Genomic DNA, 15,395 nt, shown 5'->3' on the forward strand with positions numbered 1-15,395 from the left:
CACGATCAGACGCCGTGCTCCTTGAACCACGCCTGCAGGCGCCGCCAGCCATCGTCGGCGGCGTCCTTGCGGTAGCTCGGTCGGTAGTCGGCGTGAAAGGCGTGCGGTGCACCGTCATAAACCCGGATCGTCGACGCCCGGCTGGCGGCGCTGGGCGCCAGCGCAAGCGCTTTGCGCATCTCTTCGATGCTCGCCAGCGGGATGCTTGCGTCGGCGCCGCCGTAGAGCCCCAGAACCGGCCCGTGCAGTTCGCCGGCGACGTCGAGCGGCTGCCTGGGGGTCAGCTCGTTGACCTGGCCAACGAGCTTGCCGTACCAGGCGACGCCGGCCTTTAGCCGCGGGTTGTGCGCCGCGTACAGCCAGGTGATTCGCCCGCCCCAGCAAAAACCGGTGATCCCCAGCCTGCCGGTGTCGCCGCCATTGGCCTGCGCCCAGGCGACGCAGGCGTCGAGGTCGGCCATCACCTGCGCATCGGGCACCTTGCTGACCACCTGCTTGAGCAGCTCCTGCACGTCACTGTACTGCTGCGGATTGCCGTGACGCGCGTAGAGTTCAGGCGCAATCGCCTGGTAGCCGAGCTTGGCCAGGCGGCGGCAGACGTCCTTGATGTGTTCGTGAACGCCGAAAATCTCCTGCACGACGAGAATCACCGGCCAGCCGCTACCTTTGGCCGGCTGCGCTCGATAGGCCGGCATTGCGCCATCGGCTTTGTCGATCGTGATCGCGCCGGCGGTCAGGCCGTCGCTGTCGGTGGTGATCAGCGTCTGGGCGGCGACCGGCTGCACCGCCAGCGCGAAGCCGGCGCCGAGAGCGGTGACGATGAAGCTGCGGCGGCTGTAGGGAAGGGGGGGCAGGCGGTCGAAGTCGGTGTTGGTGGTCACGGAAGTCTCCTGGCGGGATTGTTGATCGGCCATGATGCCGCAAATCAGCGTTCTCTGACCGTCGCCAGCGCGATCAATTCACCCGTCGACGATTGGCACGCTTGGCACGCTTGGCACGCTTGGCACGCTTGGCACGCTCGGCACGCGGGTTCGCGCGCGAACGCTAGTCAGGTAGCCTGGCGATGCGTTGCATGCTGACCGCCGGCAGCCACGCGGCCGCTTGGCCGCGACCCGGAATGCTCGCCTGCGGCGCGATTTCGAGCAAGGGTGCGATGACGAAGGCGCGCAGGTGCATGCGCGGGTGCGGGACGCGCAGGCGCGGGCTGTCGATGAGCGCATCGTCGTAGAGCAGCAGGTCGAGGTCAAGTGTGCGTGGGGCGTTGAGATACTCGCGGTGGCGGCCAAAAAGACGTTCGATGGCGAACAGCGCGTCGAGCAGCTGCAGCGCGCCAAGCCCGGTGGCCAGCGCGGCAACGGCGTTGATGAAGTCGGACTGGCCACGGATGCCAACCGGGGCGGTGCGATAAAGCGAAGAAACCGATAACAGTCGCGATGCCGGCAGGCTGGCCAGCGCCGTTGCCGCGGCGCGGACCTGTGCCAGCGGGTCGGCGAGGTTGGCACCGAGTGCGATATAGGCCAGATGCGAAACTTCCGGCAGCGCGCGCAGCGGCGACGCATCGACACGCCGTTCGCTCGCCTGGCGGTCGGCATTCGCCGCCGTGGCTGATGCGCTGGCGTGGCCGCGCGTCATTGTGGCGCGTTCGGGTATTGCCGGGTGGCCGCTGGCGTGCGCCGACGACGGCGGCGTTTTTTGGTTTCGCCGGCCGCTGGCGGCAACAGCATCGCCGCCCGGCCCTCGTCGTTGGCGTGCAGAAAATCGCTCCACCAGACGCTGATCTCCTGCTCGACTTCACCGGATTCGGCGCGCAGCAGCAGAAAGTCGTAGCCAGCCTTGAAGCGGGGTTGCTCGAGGATGCCGTAGGGCCGCTTGCCGGAGCGTTGTTCGAAGCGTGGCTGCAAGGCCCAGATGTCCTTGATGTCGCCGGCAATGCGGCGGGTGATCGCGAGCTTGCCGGCCTGGACATCGAGGACCTCGTCCATGGCCAGGAAGAGTGCGAGCGTCGCGGGTTCGCCGCGGCTCTTGAACAGAGTCCATTTGGCCAGCACCTCGTGCCACAGCAGCGTCGCGAAAAGGAAGCCGGGTGAGATTGGCTTGCCCTCTTCGACGCGCCGATCGGTCGCTGCCAGGGCGAGCAGCACGAAGCGTTCGCCGAGCGGCTGTTCGAGAATGACGTCGAGGAGCGGCAGCAGGCCCTTGTGCAATCCCTCTTCGCGCAATTGCGCGACACAGCGCAGCGCGTGCCCGGAGGTGAGGAGCTTCAACATCTCGTCGAACAGGCGCGACGGCGGCACGTTGTCGATCAACTCGGACATCTCGCGGATCGGTCGGCTGGCCGCCGGATCGATGGTCAGTCCGAGCTTGGCCGCCAGGCGTACAGCCCGCAGCATGCGCACCGGGTCTTCCCGGTAACGCGTCTTCGGGTCGCCGATCATGCGCAGCGTCTTTTGCCGCAGGTCGGCAACGCCATGGTGGTAATCGGTAATGATCTCGGAGCTGGGGTCGTAGTACAGCGCGTTGACCGTGAAATCGCGGCGCGCGGCGTCCTCCTCCTGGCTTCCGAAGACGTTGTCGCGCAGCACCCGACCTTGTTCGTCGGTTTGCGCCTTGTTGCCGGTGTGTTCGCCGTGATGGCCGCGGAAAGTGGTGACCTCGAGGGTCTCCGCGCCGATGCTGACGTGCACGATCTGGAAGCGGCGGCCAATGATCCGTGCGCGGCGGAAGCAGTGGCGCACCTGCTCGGGCGTAGCGTTGGTCGCGATGTCGAAGTCTTTCGGTGTCAGACCGGCCAGGAGGTCGCGAACGGCGCCGCCGACGATGTACGCTTGATAGCCGTTTTCCTGCAGCGTCGTGACGGTATTCTGGCCGCCGCGGCTGATCTGCTCACGCCGAAGACCGTGTTGGGCGACGGCGAGGATCGCCGGCTCGTTGGCGGTGCTGGCAGGTTTTCGGCGGAGAACGCGGGATATGAACTTGCGGATCATCGCTGGTGTGTACTTCCTGAGTCTACTCTGTGGGTTATATCGTGCGTCAGGCGCCGCATGATAGCCGATATGGCGCCCGCCAGCGCTGATCGTCCGCTGATCGGCTTCAGCTCAGGAGGCTCAGGATCGGCCAGCCGGCCGCTTCGGCACGCGCCCGCAGCGTCGGGTCGGGGTCTACCGCGACCGGGTTGCTGACCCTGGACAGCAAGGGTAGGTCGTTTTGCGAGTCGCTGTAGAACCAGCTGCGCTCGAAACTTCCCCACCACATCCCCATCGCTTCAAGCCAGTCGTCCACGCGTTTGACCTTGCCTTCCCGGAACGACGGCGTGCCGCGAGCAAAGCCCGTGAACTGGCCGTTTTCGTGTGCCGGGATGGTGGCGATCAGATGCGCGACACCGAGTTCGCGGAGCAGCGGTGCGGTGACGAAGCTATTGGTCGCGGTGACGATGGCGCACAGCGCGCCGCTGTCGAGGTGTTGCCGAACCAGTGCACGTGCCTTGGCGCCGACAATCGGCACGATGTGTCGAGTCATGAACTCGCCGAGCCAGGCGTCGAGGACGCTGCGCGGGTGGCGTGCCAGGGGCCGCAGCTGGAAATCGAGAAAGGCGTTGATATCGAGGGTGCCAGCCTTGTATTGCTCATAAAACTCGATATTCCGTGTTTCGTACACGCCGCGCTCGAGAACGCCCTTGGCGATCAGAAACTGCGCCCATTCAAAATCGCTGTCACCAGCGATCAAGGTGTTGTCGAGGTCAAAGAGGACAAGATCCATCGTTGTTCTTTCGGGCAGGTCAGATATTCAGCGAAGTCTGCAGGATTTCACGCAGCAGCGGCAGGGTGACCGGGCGCTTGTGTTCGAGCGAGTAGCGGTCGATCGTCGCCAGCAAGGCCGCCAGGCTGCGCATGTCGCGCGGCGCCCGCGAAAAAAGGTAGTTGAAAGCGTCCGGCGGCAGGACCAGACCGCGGGCGCGCGCCTGTTCGGCGAGCGCCGCCAGCTTTTCGGCGTCGCTCAGTGGCTGCAGTCGGTAGAGCAAGCCGCTGGCCAGCCGCGTGCGCAGGTCTTCGCGCATCGCCAGGCGCAGCGGCGGTACGCTGGCCGCCGCGAGCAGGCGGCCAGCGTGAGCGGGCAAGCGATTGATCAGGTTAAAGAGCGCGATCTGGCCAATCTCACTGAGGGCTTCGACGTTGTCGACCGCGTGCCAGCTACTGTCGGGCGAGATGCCGGACAGATCGGCATCGAGCTGTGCGTCCAGGTAGCTTGCCTGGCAGGCCTGCAACAGATGCGACTTGCCGGCGCCGGCGTCGCCCCAGAGAAAGAACAGCGGCTCGTGCCTGGTCGGTGCCAGCCAGTCCGCCAGTCCGGTCAGCACCTCGGCGTTGCTACCGGCGACGAAATTCTCCAGGCTGGGGCTGGCCTCGGGCAGCAGGTCAAGGATCAGCTGGCGCATCGGGGGTGGTTCAGGCTTGGGGGTTGGCGGTGCGATCAACACGCGGGAGGACCATTTCGGATAAAATTCGGCATCAGGCGGTCGGAGTGGCGCATTCTAGCACTACCCGGCGTTCGCCAGCCTTGCTCGGGATGCGCTCCAAGATGACTCAGGAATCTCTCTCCTATCGCGACGCCGGTGTCGATATCGATGCCGGCGATGAACTCGTCGAACGAATCAAGCCCTTTGCGCGAAAAACGCATCGCGAAGGCGTACTCGGTGGTATCGGCGGCTTTGGCGCCTTGTTCGAAGTGCCGAAGCGCTATCGCGAACCGGTGCTGGTCTCGGGTACCGACGGCGTCGGCACCAAACTCAAGCTGGCCTTCCAGTTGCAGCGGCATGACACCATCGGCATCGACCTGGTGGCGATGAGCGTCAACGACATCCTCGTGCAAGGCGCCGAGCCGCTGTTCTTCCTCGACTATCTGGCTTGCGGCAAGCTCGATGTGGTGACCGCGGCGCGCGTCGTGAAAGGGATCGCCAGCGGCTGCGAGCTGGCGGGCTGCGCGCTGATCGGTGGCGAGACGGCCGAAATGCCGGGGATGTATCCCGAAGGCGAATACGACCTCGCCGGCTTCGCCGTCGGTGTCGTCGAAAAGTCGGCGATCATCGACGGGTCGACGATCATTGCCGGTGACGTCGTGCTCGGCCTGCCGTCATCGGGAGCGCATTCCAACGGCTACTCCTTGCTGCGCAAGATCGTCGCCCGCTCGGGTGCTGATCTGAACGCGTCGTTCGACGCCGAGCAGACGCTGGCCGACGCGCTAATGGCGCCGACGCGGATCTACGTCAAGCCGCTGCTGGCCTTGCTGCGGACGCTGCCGGTGAAGGGCATGGCGCACATTACCGGCGGTGGCTTGACCGGCAACGTGCCGCGTGTCCTGCCGGCCGGCGTCAAGGCCGAGATCGTGCAGACGGCGTGGCAGCGCCCGCCGCTGTTCGACTGGCTGCAAAGCGAAGGCGGCGTTGCCGACAGCGAGATGCACCGGGTCTTCAACTGCGGCATCGGGATGGTCGTCGTCGTCGCCCGCGAGAGCGTGCAACAGGCCTTGCAGGTCCTGCACGACGCGGGCGAGCCAGCGCTGGTCATCGGCAGCATCACGCCGCGCCGCGACGGCGAAGCGCCGACCATCGTCACCTAGTCTTTGGTCGTCCAGGCTGCGGCGCCAGGCCGGGCACTCTGCAGCAGCGCCAGGAGTGCCAGGAGTGCCAGGAGTGCCAGGAGTGCCAGGAGTGCCAGGAGTGCCAGGAGTGCCAGGAGTGCCAGGAGTGCCAGGAGTGCCAGGAGTGCCAGGAGTGCCAGGAGTGCCAGGAGTGCCAGGAGTGCCAGGAGTGCCAGGAGTGCCAGGAGTGCCAGGAGTGCCAGGAGTGCCAGGAGTGCCAGGAGTGCCAGGAGTGCCAGGAGTGCCAGGAGTGCCAGGAGTGCCAGGAGTGCCGCCGGGGCCGCAGTGCTGCACCTGCTCCGCAGGCGCTGGCTCAGACCTTGATGTTGATCTTGACGTCGTCGCCGGCTTTCCGCCGCCCTCTTTGCGAGCGCGTGTCGAGCAACACCGGGAGTTTTTCCGAGCGCCGCTCGACTTGCCGGCGCTCGATGGCGACGGTTTGCCCTGCCGGCTCGGGGACGTCCGGGGTGGCTGTTTCATGCTGCGGTCGCGGCTGGCGTTCGGTCACCGGCAACGACTGATCGTGCGCGGCGGCTGACAGCTCGTCGCCAACTCTGTTCGAACTGGTGACCGGTTCTGTTTTCCTGACTTCGTCGGTCTCTGGTTTGCCGACATTGCTGACCAGCGGTACGACTTCAGCTGGAATCCTCATTGTCCTACTCCTGCGCAAGGGACCGTCAGAGAAAGAAAGCGCCGGCTGCCGGGAAATCGGCAGATAACGGGTTGACGGCAAACTGCCGGCCAAACTTTAGCATCGCGGCGGGAAAGGCCGGACGCTCGCTGCCAATTGCACGCCGTTCTCGCCCGCTCCTGAACTGTCGGCGGTGTCGATTGGCGAGCCTAGCGAAGGCGCTGCCGGGGCGCTTCGCCGCGTCGGCCGCTCGTCGAGTTTGCGATTTGCGCGGCCTTCGATACACTGCGCTGGCCTGCCGGTCGCTGCCGGTTGAACGCTTTAAGGCGATTGCCGGAAAAGGACGTACCAGATTGCGCCGGATTTTCGGTCGTCTTCAAGGCGCGACAACAGGCGCATAGTCCAACTATGTAACTGTTGTCGCAACACCGAAGACGGGTGAAAAGACAAGCAAGATGGTATGTTCTTTGACAGAAATCGCCTAACTACTTACTCGCCGCGGCGGGAGATGTGGATCCTCATGTCGAGCACAAATAATCGTTTTCTCGTAGTGGCCGCGGCGATCGTCGGTCTGGTCGTTCTCGGCTACCTGGCTTATACAGGCTTCCGCGCGCCAGGCGGCCCGAAGATCGCCGCGGCGCCCGCCGCTGGCGCTGCCAAGCCCGGCGCCGCAGCGCCAACCGGGGCGCCGGGTGTTTTTCCCTTGCCGGTGGAAACGGCCCGCGTCGAGGCCTCCGAAGTCGCTGTCGACGCGACCGCCGTCGGCTCGCTGCGTTCGAACGAGTCGGTCGTTCTGCGCCCGGAGATCGCTGGGCGTATTGCGTCGATCCACTTCAAGGACGGCGTCGCGGTCGGCAAGGGCGCTCTACTGGTGGCGCTCGACGCCGCGACGCAGGCGGCCGAAGTCGATCAGGCGCAGGCCAGTCTGGCTCTGGCGCAGGCCAACTACCAACGTACGCAGGATCTCTTCGCCAGGAAATTCATCAGCGGCCAGGCGCTTGACAACACGCAGGCCGCGCTCAAAGTTCAGGAAGCCGCGCTGGCTCTGGCGCAGGCGCGCTTTGACAAGACGCGTCTGCGGGCGCCGTTTTCAGGGGTCGTCGGGATTCGCAGCGTCAGCGTCGGTGATTACGTCAAGGAAGGGCAGGAGTTGGTCAACCTTGAGGACATCGCTACCCTCAAGGTCGATTTTCGCTTGCCCGAGTCTTACCTCGCGCGGCTCAGACCCGGGCAGGCCCTCGAGGTGTCGAGCGACGCGCTGCCGGGCCACGTCTTCGCGGCCGTTCTGGAGGCGGTCAATCCGCTGGTCGAGGCCAGCGGTCGTGCCATCTCGCTGCGCGCCAGTCTGGCAAACGGCGAGGGCCGGCTGCGTCCCGGCATGTTCGTCCGCGTTCGCCTGATCTTCGAGCACCGCAACAATGTGCTGTTGATTCCGGAACAGGCGGTGGTCCCGGACAGCAAAACGCCCTACGTCTATCGCGTCGTCGATGGCCAGGCGAAACGCGCGCCAATCAAGACCGGCTTGCGGCGCGGCGCGCAGGTCGAGGTGATCGAGGGTTTGCAGGTCGGTGACGAGATCGTGACCGCTGGCCAGCTGAAGCTGCGTGACGGCGCGCCGGTGCGCGCCGTCGGCGACGGCCTTGGCCAGGCGCCACCTGCCGCCGATACGCCGGCGGCGGCCGGCCAGGCCGCCGGATCGCCAGGGCAGGCCAAATGAAGATTTCCGATCTGTGCATCCGTCGGCCGGTCTTCGCGACGGTGCTGTCGCTGGCGATCATGCTCGTCGGGCTGGTCTCGTACACGCGTTTGCCGGTCCGCGAATACCCGAAAATCGACGAGCCGGTGGTGACCGTAGACACCACCTATCGCGGCGCGTCGGCCGAGATCGTCGAGTCGCAGATCAGCAAACCACTCGAGGATTCTCTGGCCGGCATCGAGGGGGTTGACGTGATCACCTCGATCTCGCGGCAGGAGAACAGCCAGATCTCGGTGCGCTTCAAGCTCGAACGCAACCCCGACTCGGCGGCCGCCGACGTCCGCGACCGTGTTTCCCGGGTCCGCGCCAAGCTGCCGACGGACATCGACGAGCCAGTGATTGCCAAGGTCGAGGCCGACGCCAATCCGATCATCTGGCTGGCTTTCTCGTCCGACCAGCACTCGGCGCTGGAAGTCACCGACGTCGCCAATCGCATCGTCAAACCGCGCCTGCAGACGCTGCCCGGCGCCGCCGACGTGCGCGTCTTCGGCGAACGCCGCTACGCGATGCGCATCTGGCTCGATCGCGATCGGCTGGCGGCTTTCAAACTGACACCGCAGGACGTCGAGGATGCCTTGCGGCGGCAGAACGTCGAGGTGCCGGCAGGCCGTATCGAAAGCCAGAGTCGCGAGTTCTCGGTGGTCGCCCGGACCGATCTGTCCGAGCCGAAACAGTTCGCCGAGATCATCGTCAAGCAGACCAGCGACGGCCAGGGCAGCTACCCGGTGCGCATCGCTGATATTGGCCGTGTCGAGCTCGGTGCGGCGTCGGAGCGCAGCAGCGTTCGTTTCAACGGCCGGCCGGCGGTTGCCCTGGGAGTGATCAAGCAGGCGACGGCCAATCCACTCGAGTTGTCGAAGGCCTTGCGCGCCGAGCTCCCGAAAGTGATCGGCGAATTGCCGGCGGGGATGACGGTGAACATCGCGTACGACTCGTCGGTGTTCATCGCGCGCTCGATCGATGCGGTATTCGAGACCATCGGCGAGGCGATGTTGCTGGTGCTACTGATCATCTTCCTGTTTCTGCGTAACTTCCGGGCGACTTTGATCCCGCTGGTGACCATCCCGGTGTCGCTGATCGGCTCTTTTGCGCTGATGCTGATGCTCGGCTTCACGATCAACACGCTGACGCTACTGGCGCTGGTCCTGGCCATCGGCCTGGTGGTCGACGACGCGATCGTCGTCCTCGAGAATATCTATCGGCACATCGAACAAGGCATGCCGCGGCGGCAGGCGGCGCTGCAGGGCGCGCAGGAGATTGGCTTTGCGGTCGTCGCGATGACCATCACGCTGGCCGCGGTCTATGCGCCGGTGGCCTTCATGACCGGTCGTACCGGCAAGCTGTTCGTCGAGTTCGCGCTGACGCTGGCTGGCGCCGTCCTGGTTTCGGGCTTCGTCGCGCTGACGCTGTCGCCGATGATGTGTTCCTTGCTGCTGAAACACGAAACCCGGCACGGCAAAGCCTACGTCTGGGTCGAGAATGTCCTGAATGGGCTGACGCGCGGCTATCGCCGGGTGCTGACGCTGGCGCTGGCGCGGCGCTGGTTGGTGATGCTGGTCTTCGTCGTCGTCGCCGGCTCGAATGTCTTCCTGCTCAAGGCTTTGAAGTCCGAACTGGCGCCGATCGAGGATCGCGGCATCATTCTCGGCGTCTTCCTGGCGCCGGAAGGCGCGACGCTGGACTATACCGACAAGTACGCGCGGCAGCTCGAGGACATTTACGCCCATACCAAAGACGTCGAGCGTTACTTCGTCGTCGCCGGTAACCCGACGGTCAGCCAGGGCATCTCCTTTGTCGGCCTCGCCGACTGGAAGGAACGCCAGCGCAGCTCCGGCGACGTGGTCAAGGAGTTGTTCCCCCGCTTCATGGGAATTCCCGGCGTGCTGGCCTTCCCCGTACAGCCGCCTTCGCTGGGTCAGAGCCCGCGTGAGCGGCCGATCAACTTCGTCATCCTGACCTCGGCGTCGTACGCCGAACTTGAACAGATGACTCGCAAGATTCTCGACGAGGTCGCCAAGAATTCGGGTTTCAGCAACGTCGATATCGATCTCAAGCTCAACAAGCCCGAGCTGTCGGTGCTCGTCAATCGTGACAAATCGTCCGATACCGGTGTGCAGATCGAGACCGTCGGCCGGACGCTGGAAACGATGCTCGGCGGTCGCCAGGTCACGCGCTTCAAGCGCGAAGGCGAGCAGTACGACGTGATCGTGCAGGTCGCCGACAGCGATCGGGCAACGCCTTCCGACATCCGCGACATCTTTGTCCGTGCCAGGGACGGCAGCATGATCCCGCTGGCCAACCTGTTGACCGTCAACGAAACGGTCAGCCCGCGCGAACTCAACCACTTCGGGCAGCGCCGGGCGGTCACCATAACCGCCAACCTGACGCCGGGCTACACCATGGGTGAGGCGCTGAGCTTTCTGGAGCAAACCGCCGGCAGCGTTCTGCCAGCGGGCTACGCGATCGATTACGCCGGCCAGTCGCGTGAGTTCAAACTTTCGTCGTCGTCGTTGGCCCTGACCTTCGTGCTCGCGCTGGCTTTCATCTATCTGGTCCTCGCCGCCCAGTTCGAGAGTTTCCGCGATCCGTTCATCATCATGCTGACGGTGCCCCTGTCGATGACCGGCGCGTTGCTGGCGTTGCTGCTCAGTGGCGGCACGCTCAACGTTTATAGCCAGATCGGGCTGGTGACGCTGGTCGGGCTGATCACCAAGCACGGCATCCTGATCGTCGAGTTCGCCAACCAGCTGCAGGAGCAGGGGAAGGAAATCAGGCAGGCGGTGATCGACGCCTCCGAATTGCGGCTGCGGCCGATCCTGATGACCACCGGGGCGATGGTCCTGGGAACGATTCCGCTGGCCCTGGCCAGCGGCGCCGGCGCCGAGAGTCGGCAGCAGATCGGTTGGGTTATCGTCGGTGGCTTGCTGCTCGGCACCTTCTTCACGCTGTTTGTGGTGCCGACCGTTTACACGCTGCTTGCCCGGCGCAAGACATCGGAGACGGCGACCGTGCAGCCGCTTGTCGAGGCCGGCTGAGCACTTGAGGGCGGGTTGCGAGCGTCGCGTCAAGGCGCTTCAGGGGCTGCCTTAGGACGCCGCCAGGTTCCCTTTCGCCGCGCACGCGAGTATGCTTCCGCGCTATGCCGTCGCCGATCGCGCGGCGCCTTCGCCGGCCCTGGAGACGGTCCTCATGAACCTTGAAAAAGTCGTTTTCGGTTTCTTTATTGTTCTCGCGGCAACGCTGAATTTCGGCTTTTTCATCGGCAATATCGACAACCCGGTTCATCATCACATCTACGAGTTGTTTGCCGCCATCGTCGTCAACCTCATTGCCACGGTGCTCAAGTTCGGTGATCGGACACAGATCGGCGCCGTCCATTTGTCGACCAGTCTGGTCGCCGACCTGCAGTTGGTTGCGGCGGCCTGCGTGTGGGGCATCGCCGTGCATGTGACCGGCGAGGGAATGTCGCCTGACGTTACTACCAGCGTCGTTTCGCTGAGCGGCGGCGCGCTGTTCGCCAACGTCGTTTCGGTTGTTCTGTTGATTGCGGAAACCGTCATGTTGCGGCGCTGACGGCGCGGCGGGATGAACACCAGCGTCTTCTTTCTGGCCCTGCGGCGAGTGCGTGTGCCGCTGATCGTGCTGATCGTCATCTACGCCGTGTCTACGCTCGGGCTGACGCTGATTCCCGGCATCGACGCGCAGGGTCGGCCGGCGCCTGCGATGAGCTTCTTTCACGCCTTCTATTTCGTCAGCTACACCGCCAGCACGATCGGTTTTGGCGAGATTCCGAGTGCTTTCTCGGACGCCCAGCGGATGTGGGTCACGGTGTGCATCTTTCTCTCGGTGATTGGCTGGTCGTACTCGATCATCAGCCTGCTCGGCCTGGTCCAGGACCAAGGTTTCCAGCAGGTCTTGCTCAGCGGCCGCTTTGCGCGCCGCGTCAAGCATCTCGGCGAGCCCTTTTACATCGTCTGTGGCTGCGGCGAAACCGGACTGCTGATCGCGCGTGCGCTCGATCGGAGCCGTATCCGCGTCGTTGCGCTCGAACGCGACGACGCGCGCGTTCAGGAAATCGAACTCGAAGATTTCGACGCCGACATTCTGGTGATGTGTGCCGATGCGGCGCAGCCACAAAACCTGTTGATGGCGGGCTTGAAACATCGCAGCTGTCGTGGCGTCCTGGCGATCACCGACGACGATTCGGCCAATCTTGCGGTGGCGATCGCCAGCCGACTGGTCAATCCGGAGCTGATGATCGTCGCTCGCGTCGCCAATCCATCGATCGAACGCAACATGATGTCTTTCGGCACCCACTACGTCGTCAATCATTTCGAGAAATTTGCTGACTATCTGGCACAGGCAATTCAGTCGCCAAGCTGGTTCCGCCTGGTCGACCTGCTGACGCGGCTGCCGGGTCAGGCCGTTCCCGAGCGCAAGGATCCGCCGGTTGGCGACTGGGTGGTCTGTGGCTACGGCCTTTTCGGGCAGGCGGTCGTGCGCAATCTGGATCGCCAGGGGGTGAGCCTGACGGTCATCGCGCCGGAGCCTGATCTACCGGTCAATGTCCGTCATATCGTTGGTCACGGCATGGAGGCGGAGCCGCTCCGACAGGCCGGTATCGAAAGCGCGGTGGGCATCGTCGCTGGTAGCGATAACGACACCAACAACCTGTCGACGGCCATGACGGCCAAGGAACTCAACCCGGATTTGTTCGTCGTCGTCCGTCAGAACCGGGTCGCCAATGAGGTCTTGTTTGACGCCTACGACGCCGACTTCACGATGGTTCCCTCACGGATCGTGGCACGTGAGTGCATGGCACTAATCACTTCACCGCTGTTGCCGAGATTCCTTCGTCACGTTCGTGCCTGGCCAGATGCACACGCGGGCAGCGTTGCCAGGGTGCTCGAGGACCTCTGTGGCCATCGCGTGCCGCTGGTCTGGGGCGTTCGATTGAACGCAACGGACGCGCCGGCAGCGCACAAGTTGCTGAGCTTCGAGCAGGCCGTGATGGACATCGGGATTTTGCGGCGTAATCCTGGCGCTCGCCAGGAACTTCTGCCGGTATTGACCTTGCTGCTGGTGCGTAACGGCCGCGACCAGGAAATGCCCGGCGATGAAATCGAGCTGGAGGCCGGCGATGAACTGCTTTTCGCGGGCACGCGAGCGGCAAAACTGGCGCAGAGCCTGACGCTCGACAATCGCAATGTGCTCGACTATGTGTTGACCGGCGACGACGCACAAGGCTGGCTGTGGCGCTTGTTCAGCGCCAGACGAGGGCGCTGCAAGTAGCCGGGGATATGCCCGCCAGCCTGTATGAGTAGCGATCGTCGGCTCGCGTACCGGGTGACTCTGGCTGCGCGCCTTTGACGGCGACTATCACCGGCCAGGCTGATTATTGTACCGGCAAGAGCCTCGCCGCGACCATCGGCCTGCGCCGTGTTGACTCGCGGATCGGCGCTCGCCGGATCGGGCCGCGGGCGCTAAACCGAGAACGACGACCCGCAACCGCAGGTCGATGACGCATTCGGGTTCTTGATCACGAATTGTGATCCCTCGAGTCCTTCGGTGTAGTCGATTTCGGCGCCAACCAGATACTGGTAGCTCATGGGGTCTACCAGCAAGGTCACGCCGTTCTTTTGCAGCGCCGTGTCGTCTTCGTTGGCGACCTCGTCGAAAGTGAATCCGTACTGAAACCCGGAGCATCCGCCACCGGTCACGAAGACGCGCAGTTTCAATTCCGGGTTACCTTCGTCCTCGATCAATTCCTTCACCTTGCCGGCCGCGTTGTCGGTAAAGACAAAAGGCATCGGCATTTCGGTTTCTGCATTCATTGGTTTTTCCTCTTGAACCTGATATCTGAGATTGCTGACAACGAGGCCAGCCACTTTAAGCCTGTTTGATCTCTAGCGCCCTGGCGCCAGCCTGACACACCAGAGATCCTTCAACGACCGCTGCAGCCGAGTTGCGATCGGGCGGTGTTCAACGTCCCCTGAGACACGTGCGCCGGGAAGGAGTTCCTGCGCGTCGGTGGTCATGATCGCGCCTCCACGCCTTCAGCGTCGCTGCGGGGGTAGCGAAAAAGGTCGTTCAATCCGCTGATGGTGCTTGATTTCTATCATGAAGCTTCGGGAATTCTGCGCCTGCCTGCATGGCAGGCCGATGATAACATTTTTGTTTCGCTGCCGTAGCTCAAGCCGTTGATCGAGCCTTGCCGTGAGGGATCAGGCCTGCTGGCGAGCCCCGTCGCGGCGCGACGATGCCCGGGAAGCAGCGTACGGAATGTCGGCTTCGGCGCATTGATCCCGAAGCAGCCATTCGACGCTTACGGAAGCACCGCCAGTTGCCACAGGCCTTCGGTCTCCGGCACTCCGAACATGATGTTCATGTTCTGCACCGCCTGCCCGGCTGCGCCCTTGACCAGATTGTCGATCACCGACAGGACGACCAGAACCTTGCCTCCCTGTGGGCGGTGTACGGCGATGCGGCAGCTATTGGCGGCTCGTACACTGCGTGTGTCGGGATGCGACCCTGGCGGCAGGACGTCGACGAATGGTTCGCCGCTGTAGCGCTCTTCGAAGAGTTGCTGAAAATCGGCATCGCTGTTGACGCGGGCGTAAAGCGTTGCGTGGATACCCCGAATCATCGGCGTCAAATGCGGCACGAAGGTCAGGGTGACCGCTTGCGCTGCCATTGCCGACAAGCCCTGCTGAATTTCCGGCAAGTGCCGGTGTCCGGGAGCGGCGTAGGCTTTGAAATTGTCCGACGCTTCCGAGAACAGGGCGGCGACCTCGGCCTTGCGCCCAGCCCCCGAGACGCCCGATTTGGCGTCGGCAATCAGTTCGTCGAGCTTGACCAGGCCGGCTTCGACGAGAGGCATGAAGCCCAGTTGTACGGCGGTCGGGTAACAGCCCGGGTTGGCCACCAGCTGAGCGTCGCGGATGCTGGCTCGATCGTGTTCCGGGAGTCCGTAGACGGCCTTCGCCACCCATTCTGGACTGGCGTGCCGCATCCCGTACCATTTTTCCCACACCGCAAGGTCCTTGATACGGAAATCGGCCGCCAGGTCGATCACCCGGACGCCTGCTTCGAGTAGTGCCGGCGCCTGCGTCATCGCCACGCCGTTGGGGGTGGCGAAGAACACCAGATCACAGCCTGTGAGGTTGGCGCTGGCTGGATCCTCGAACTTCAGGTCCAGCCTTCGCCGCAAGCTCGGAAACATGCTGGCGACAGACGTGCCAGCGTCGCCACGAGAAGTAATGGCGATGATCTCAACCTGCGGATGCTGAGCCAGCAAACGCAACAACTCGACGCCGGTGTAACCGGTACCGCCGACGATTCCAACCTTGATCATGAGAGACTCCTGGATAGCCC

General features: G+C 64.0%; 13 protein-coding genes. 5 read left to right on the forward strand and 8 right to left on the reverse strand.

The window, feature by feature from the left end; translation table 11 throughout:
- Window positions 1–5: 5 nt before the first annotated feature.
- The 5 genes from QZ656_RS22230 to hda form a co-directional block, all read right to left on the reverse strand.
- Complete coding sequence (locus QZ656_RS22230; protein ID WP_291995442.1) at window positions 6–881, reverse strand: dienelactone hydrolase family protein; 876 nt, start codon at window positions 879–881, stop codon at window positions 6–8.
- A 163-nt stretch (window positions 882–1,044) separates the two neighbouring features.
- The gene (gene folK, locus QZ656_RS22235; RefSeq protein ID WP_291995443.1) at window positions 1,045–1,632 is read right to left on the reverse strand and encodes a 2-amino-4-hydroxy-6-hydroxymethyldihydropteridine diphosphokinase; all 588 of its coding nucleotides are present in this window, start codon (window positions 1,630–1,632) and stop codon (window positions 1,045–1,047) included.
- Window positions 1,629–2,984 carry a polynucleotide adenylyltransferase PcnB gene (pcnB, locus tag QZ656_RS22240; RefSeq protein ID WP_291995444.1) on the reverse strand — a complete coding sequence of 452 codons (1,356 nt, stop codon included), beginning with the start codon at window positions 2,982–2,984 and terminating at the stop codon, window positions 1,629–1,631. The genes folK and pcnB overlap by 4 nt, the downstream gene beginning before the upstream one ends.
- Before the next feature lie 106 nt (window positions 2,985–3,090).
- Entirely contained in the window at window positions 3,091–3,756 is a 666-nt protein-coding gene (locus QZ656_RS22245) for an HAD family hydrolase (RefSeq protein ID WP_291995445.1), read from the reverse strand.
- A 19-nt stretch (window positions 3,757–3,775) separates the two neighbouring features.
- Window positions 3,776–4,432 carry a DnaA regulatory inactivator Hda gene (gene hda / locus QZ656_RS22250; RefSeq protein WP_291995446.1) on the reverse strand — a complete coding sequence of 219 codons (657 nt, stop codon included), beginning with the start codon at window positions 4,430–4,432 and terminating at the stop codon, window positions 3,776–3,778.
- Between the two features lie 143 nt (window positions 4,433–4,575).
- Between hda and purM the strand changes: the two genes are divergently transcribed.
- Entirely contained in the window at window positions 4,576–5,613 is a 1,038-nt protein-coding gene (gene purM / locus QZ656_RS22255) for a phosphoribosylformylglycinamidine cyclo-ligase (protein WP_291995447.1), read from the forward strand.
- 334 nt (window positions 5,614–5,947) lie between these two features.
- Here purM and QZ656_RS22260 read toward each other — a convergent pair whose 3' ends face one another.
- Window positions 5,948–6,286, reverse strand: coding sequence for a hypothetical protein (locus QZ656_RS22260; protein WP_291995448.1), 339 nt, complete (start codon window positions 6,284–6,286; stop codon window positions 5,948–5,950).
- A gap of 499 nt (window positions 6,287–6,785) precedes the next feature.
- On the opposite strand from QZ656_RS22260, the gene QZ656_RS22265 reads away from it, so the two are divergent.
- The 4 genes from QZ656_RS22265 to QZ656_RS22280 all read left to right on the forward strand — a co-directional run bounded on the left by QZ656_RS22265 (window position 6,786) and on the right by QZ656_RS22280 (window position 13,313).
- Window positions 6,786–7,982: an efflux RND transporter periplasmic adaptor subunit gene (locus tag QZ656_RS22265; protein ID WP_291995449.1), complete on the forward strand. Its 1,197-nt coding sequence runs from the start codon at window positions 6,786–6,788 to the stop codon at window positions 7,980–7,982.
- On the forward strand, window positions 7,979–11,056 hold the full coding sequence (locus tag QZ656_RS22270; RefSeq protein WP_291995450.1) for an efflux RND transporter permease subunit: 3,078 nt from the start codon (window positions 7,979–7,981) through the stop codon (window positions 11,054–11,056). The genes QZ656_RS22265 and QZ656_RS22270 overlap by 4 nt, the downstream gene beginning before the upstream one ends.
- A gap of 154 nt (window positions 11,057–11,210) precedes the next feature.
- A complete protein-coding gene (locus tag QZ656_RS22275; RefSeq protein ID WP_291995451.1) occupies window positions 11,211–11,594 on the forward strand; it encodes a DUF6394 family protein in 384 nt (127 codons plus the stop codon).
- 12 nt (window positions 11,595–11,606) lie between these two features.
- Window positions 11,607–13,313: an NAD-binding protein gene (locus QZ656_RS22280; protein ID WP_291995452.1), complete on the forward strand. Its 1,707-nt coding sequence runs from the start codon at window positions 11,607–11,609 to the stop codon at window positions 13,311–13,313.
- A gap of 191 nt (window positions 13,314–13,504) precedes the next feature.
- Here QZ656_RS22280 and erpA read toward each other — a convergent pair whose 3' ends face one another.
- A complete protein-coding gene (gene erpA, locus QZ656_RS22285) occupies window positions 13,505–13,855 on the reverse strand; it encodes an iron-sulfur cluster insertion protein ErpA (RefSeq protein ID WP_291995453.1) in 351 nt (116 codons plus the stop codon).
- 491 nt (window positions 13,856–14,346) lie between these two features.
- Entirely contained in the window at window positions 14,347–15,375 is a 1,029-nt protein-coding gene (gene argC / locus QZ656_RS22290; RefSeq protein ID WP_291995454.1) for an N-acetyl-gamma-glutamyl-phosphate reductase, read from the reverse strand.
- Between the last annotated feature and the right edge of the window lie 20 nt (window positions 15,376–15,395).

The organism is Candidatus Accumulibacter sp. ACC003 (genome assembly GCF_907163085.1).
In the GTDB taxonomy this organism is placed as follows: Bacteria; Pseudomonadota; Gammaproteobacteria; order Burkholderiales; family Rhodocyclaceae; genus Accumulibacter.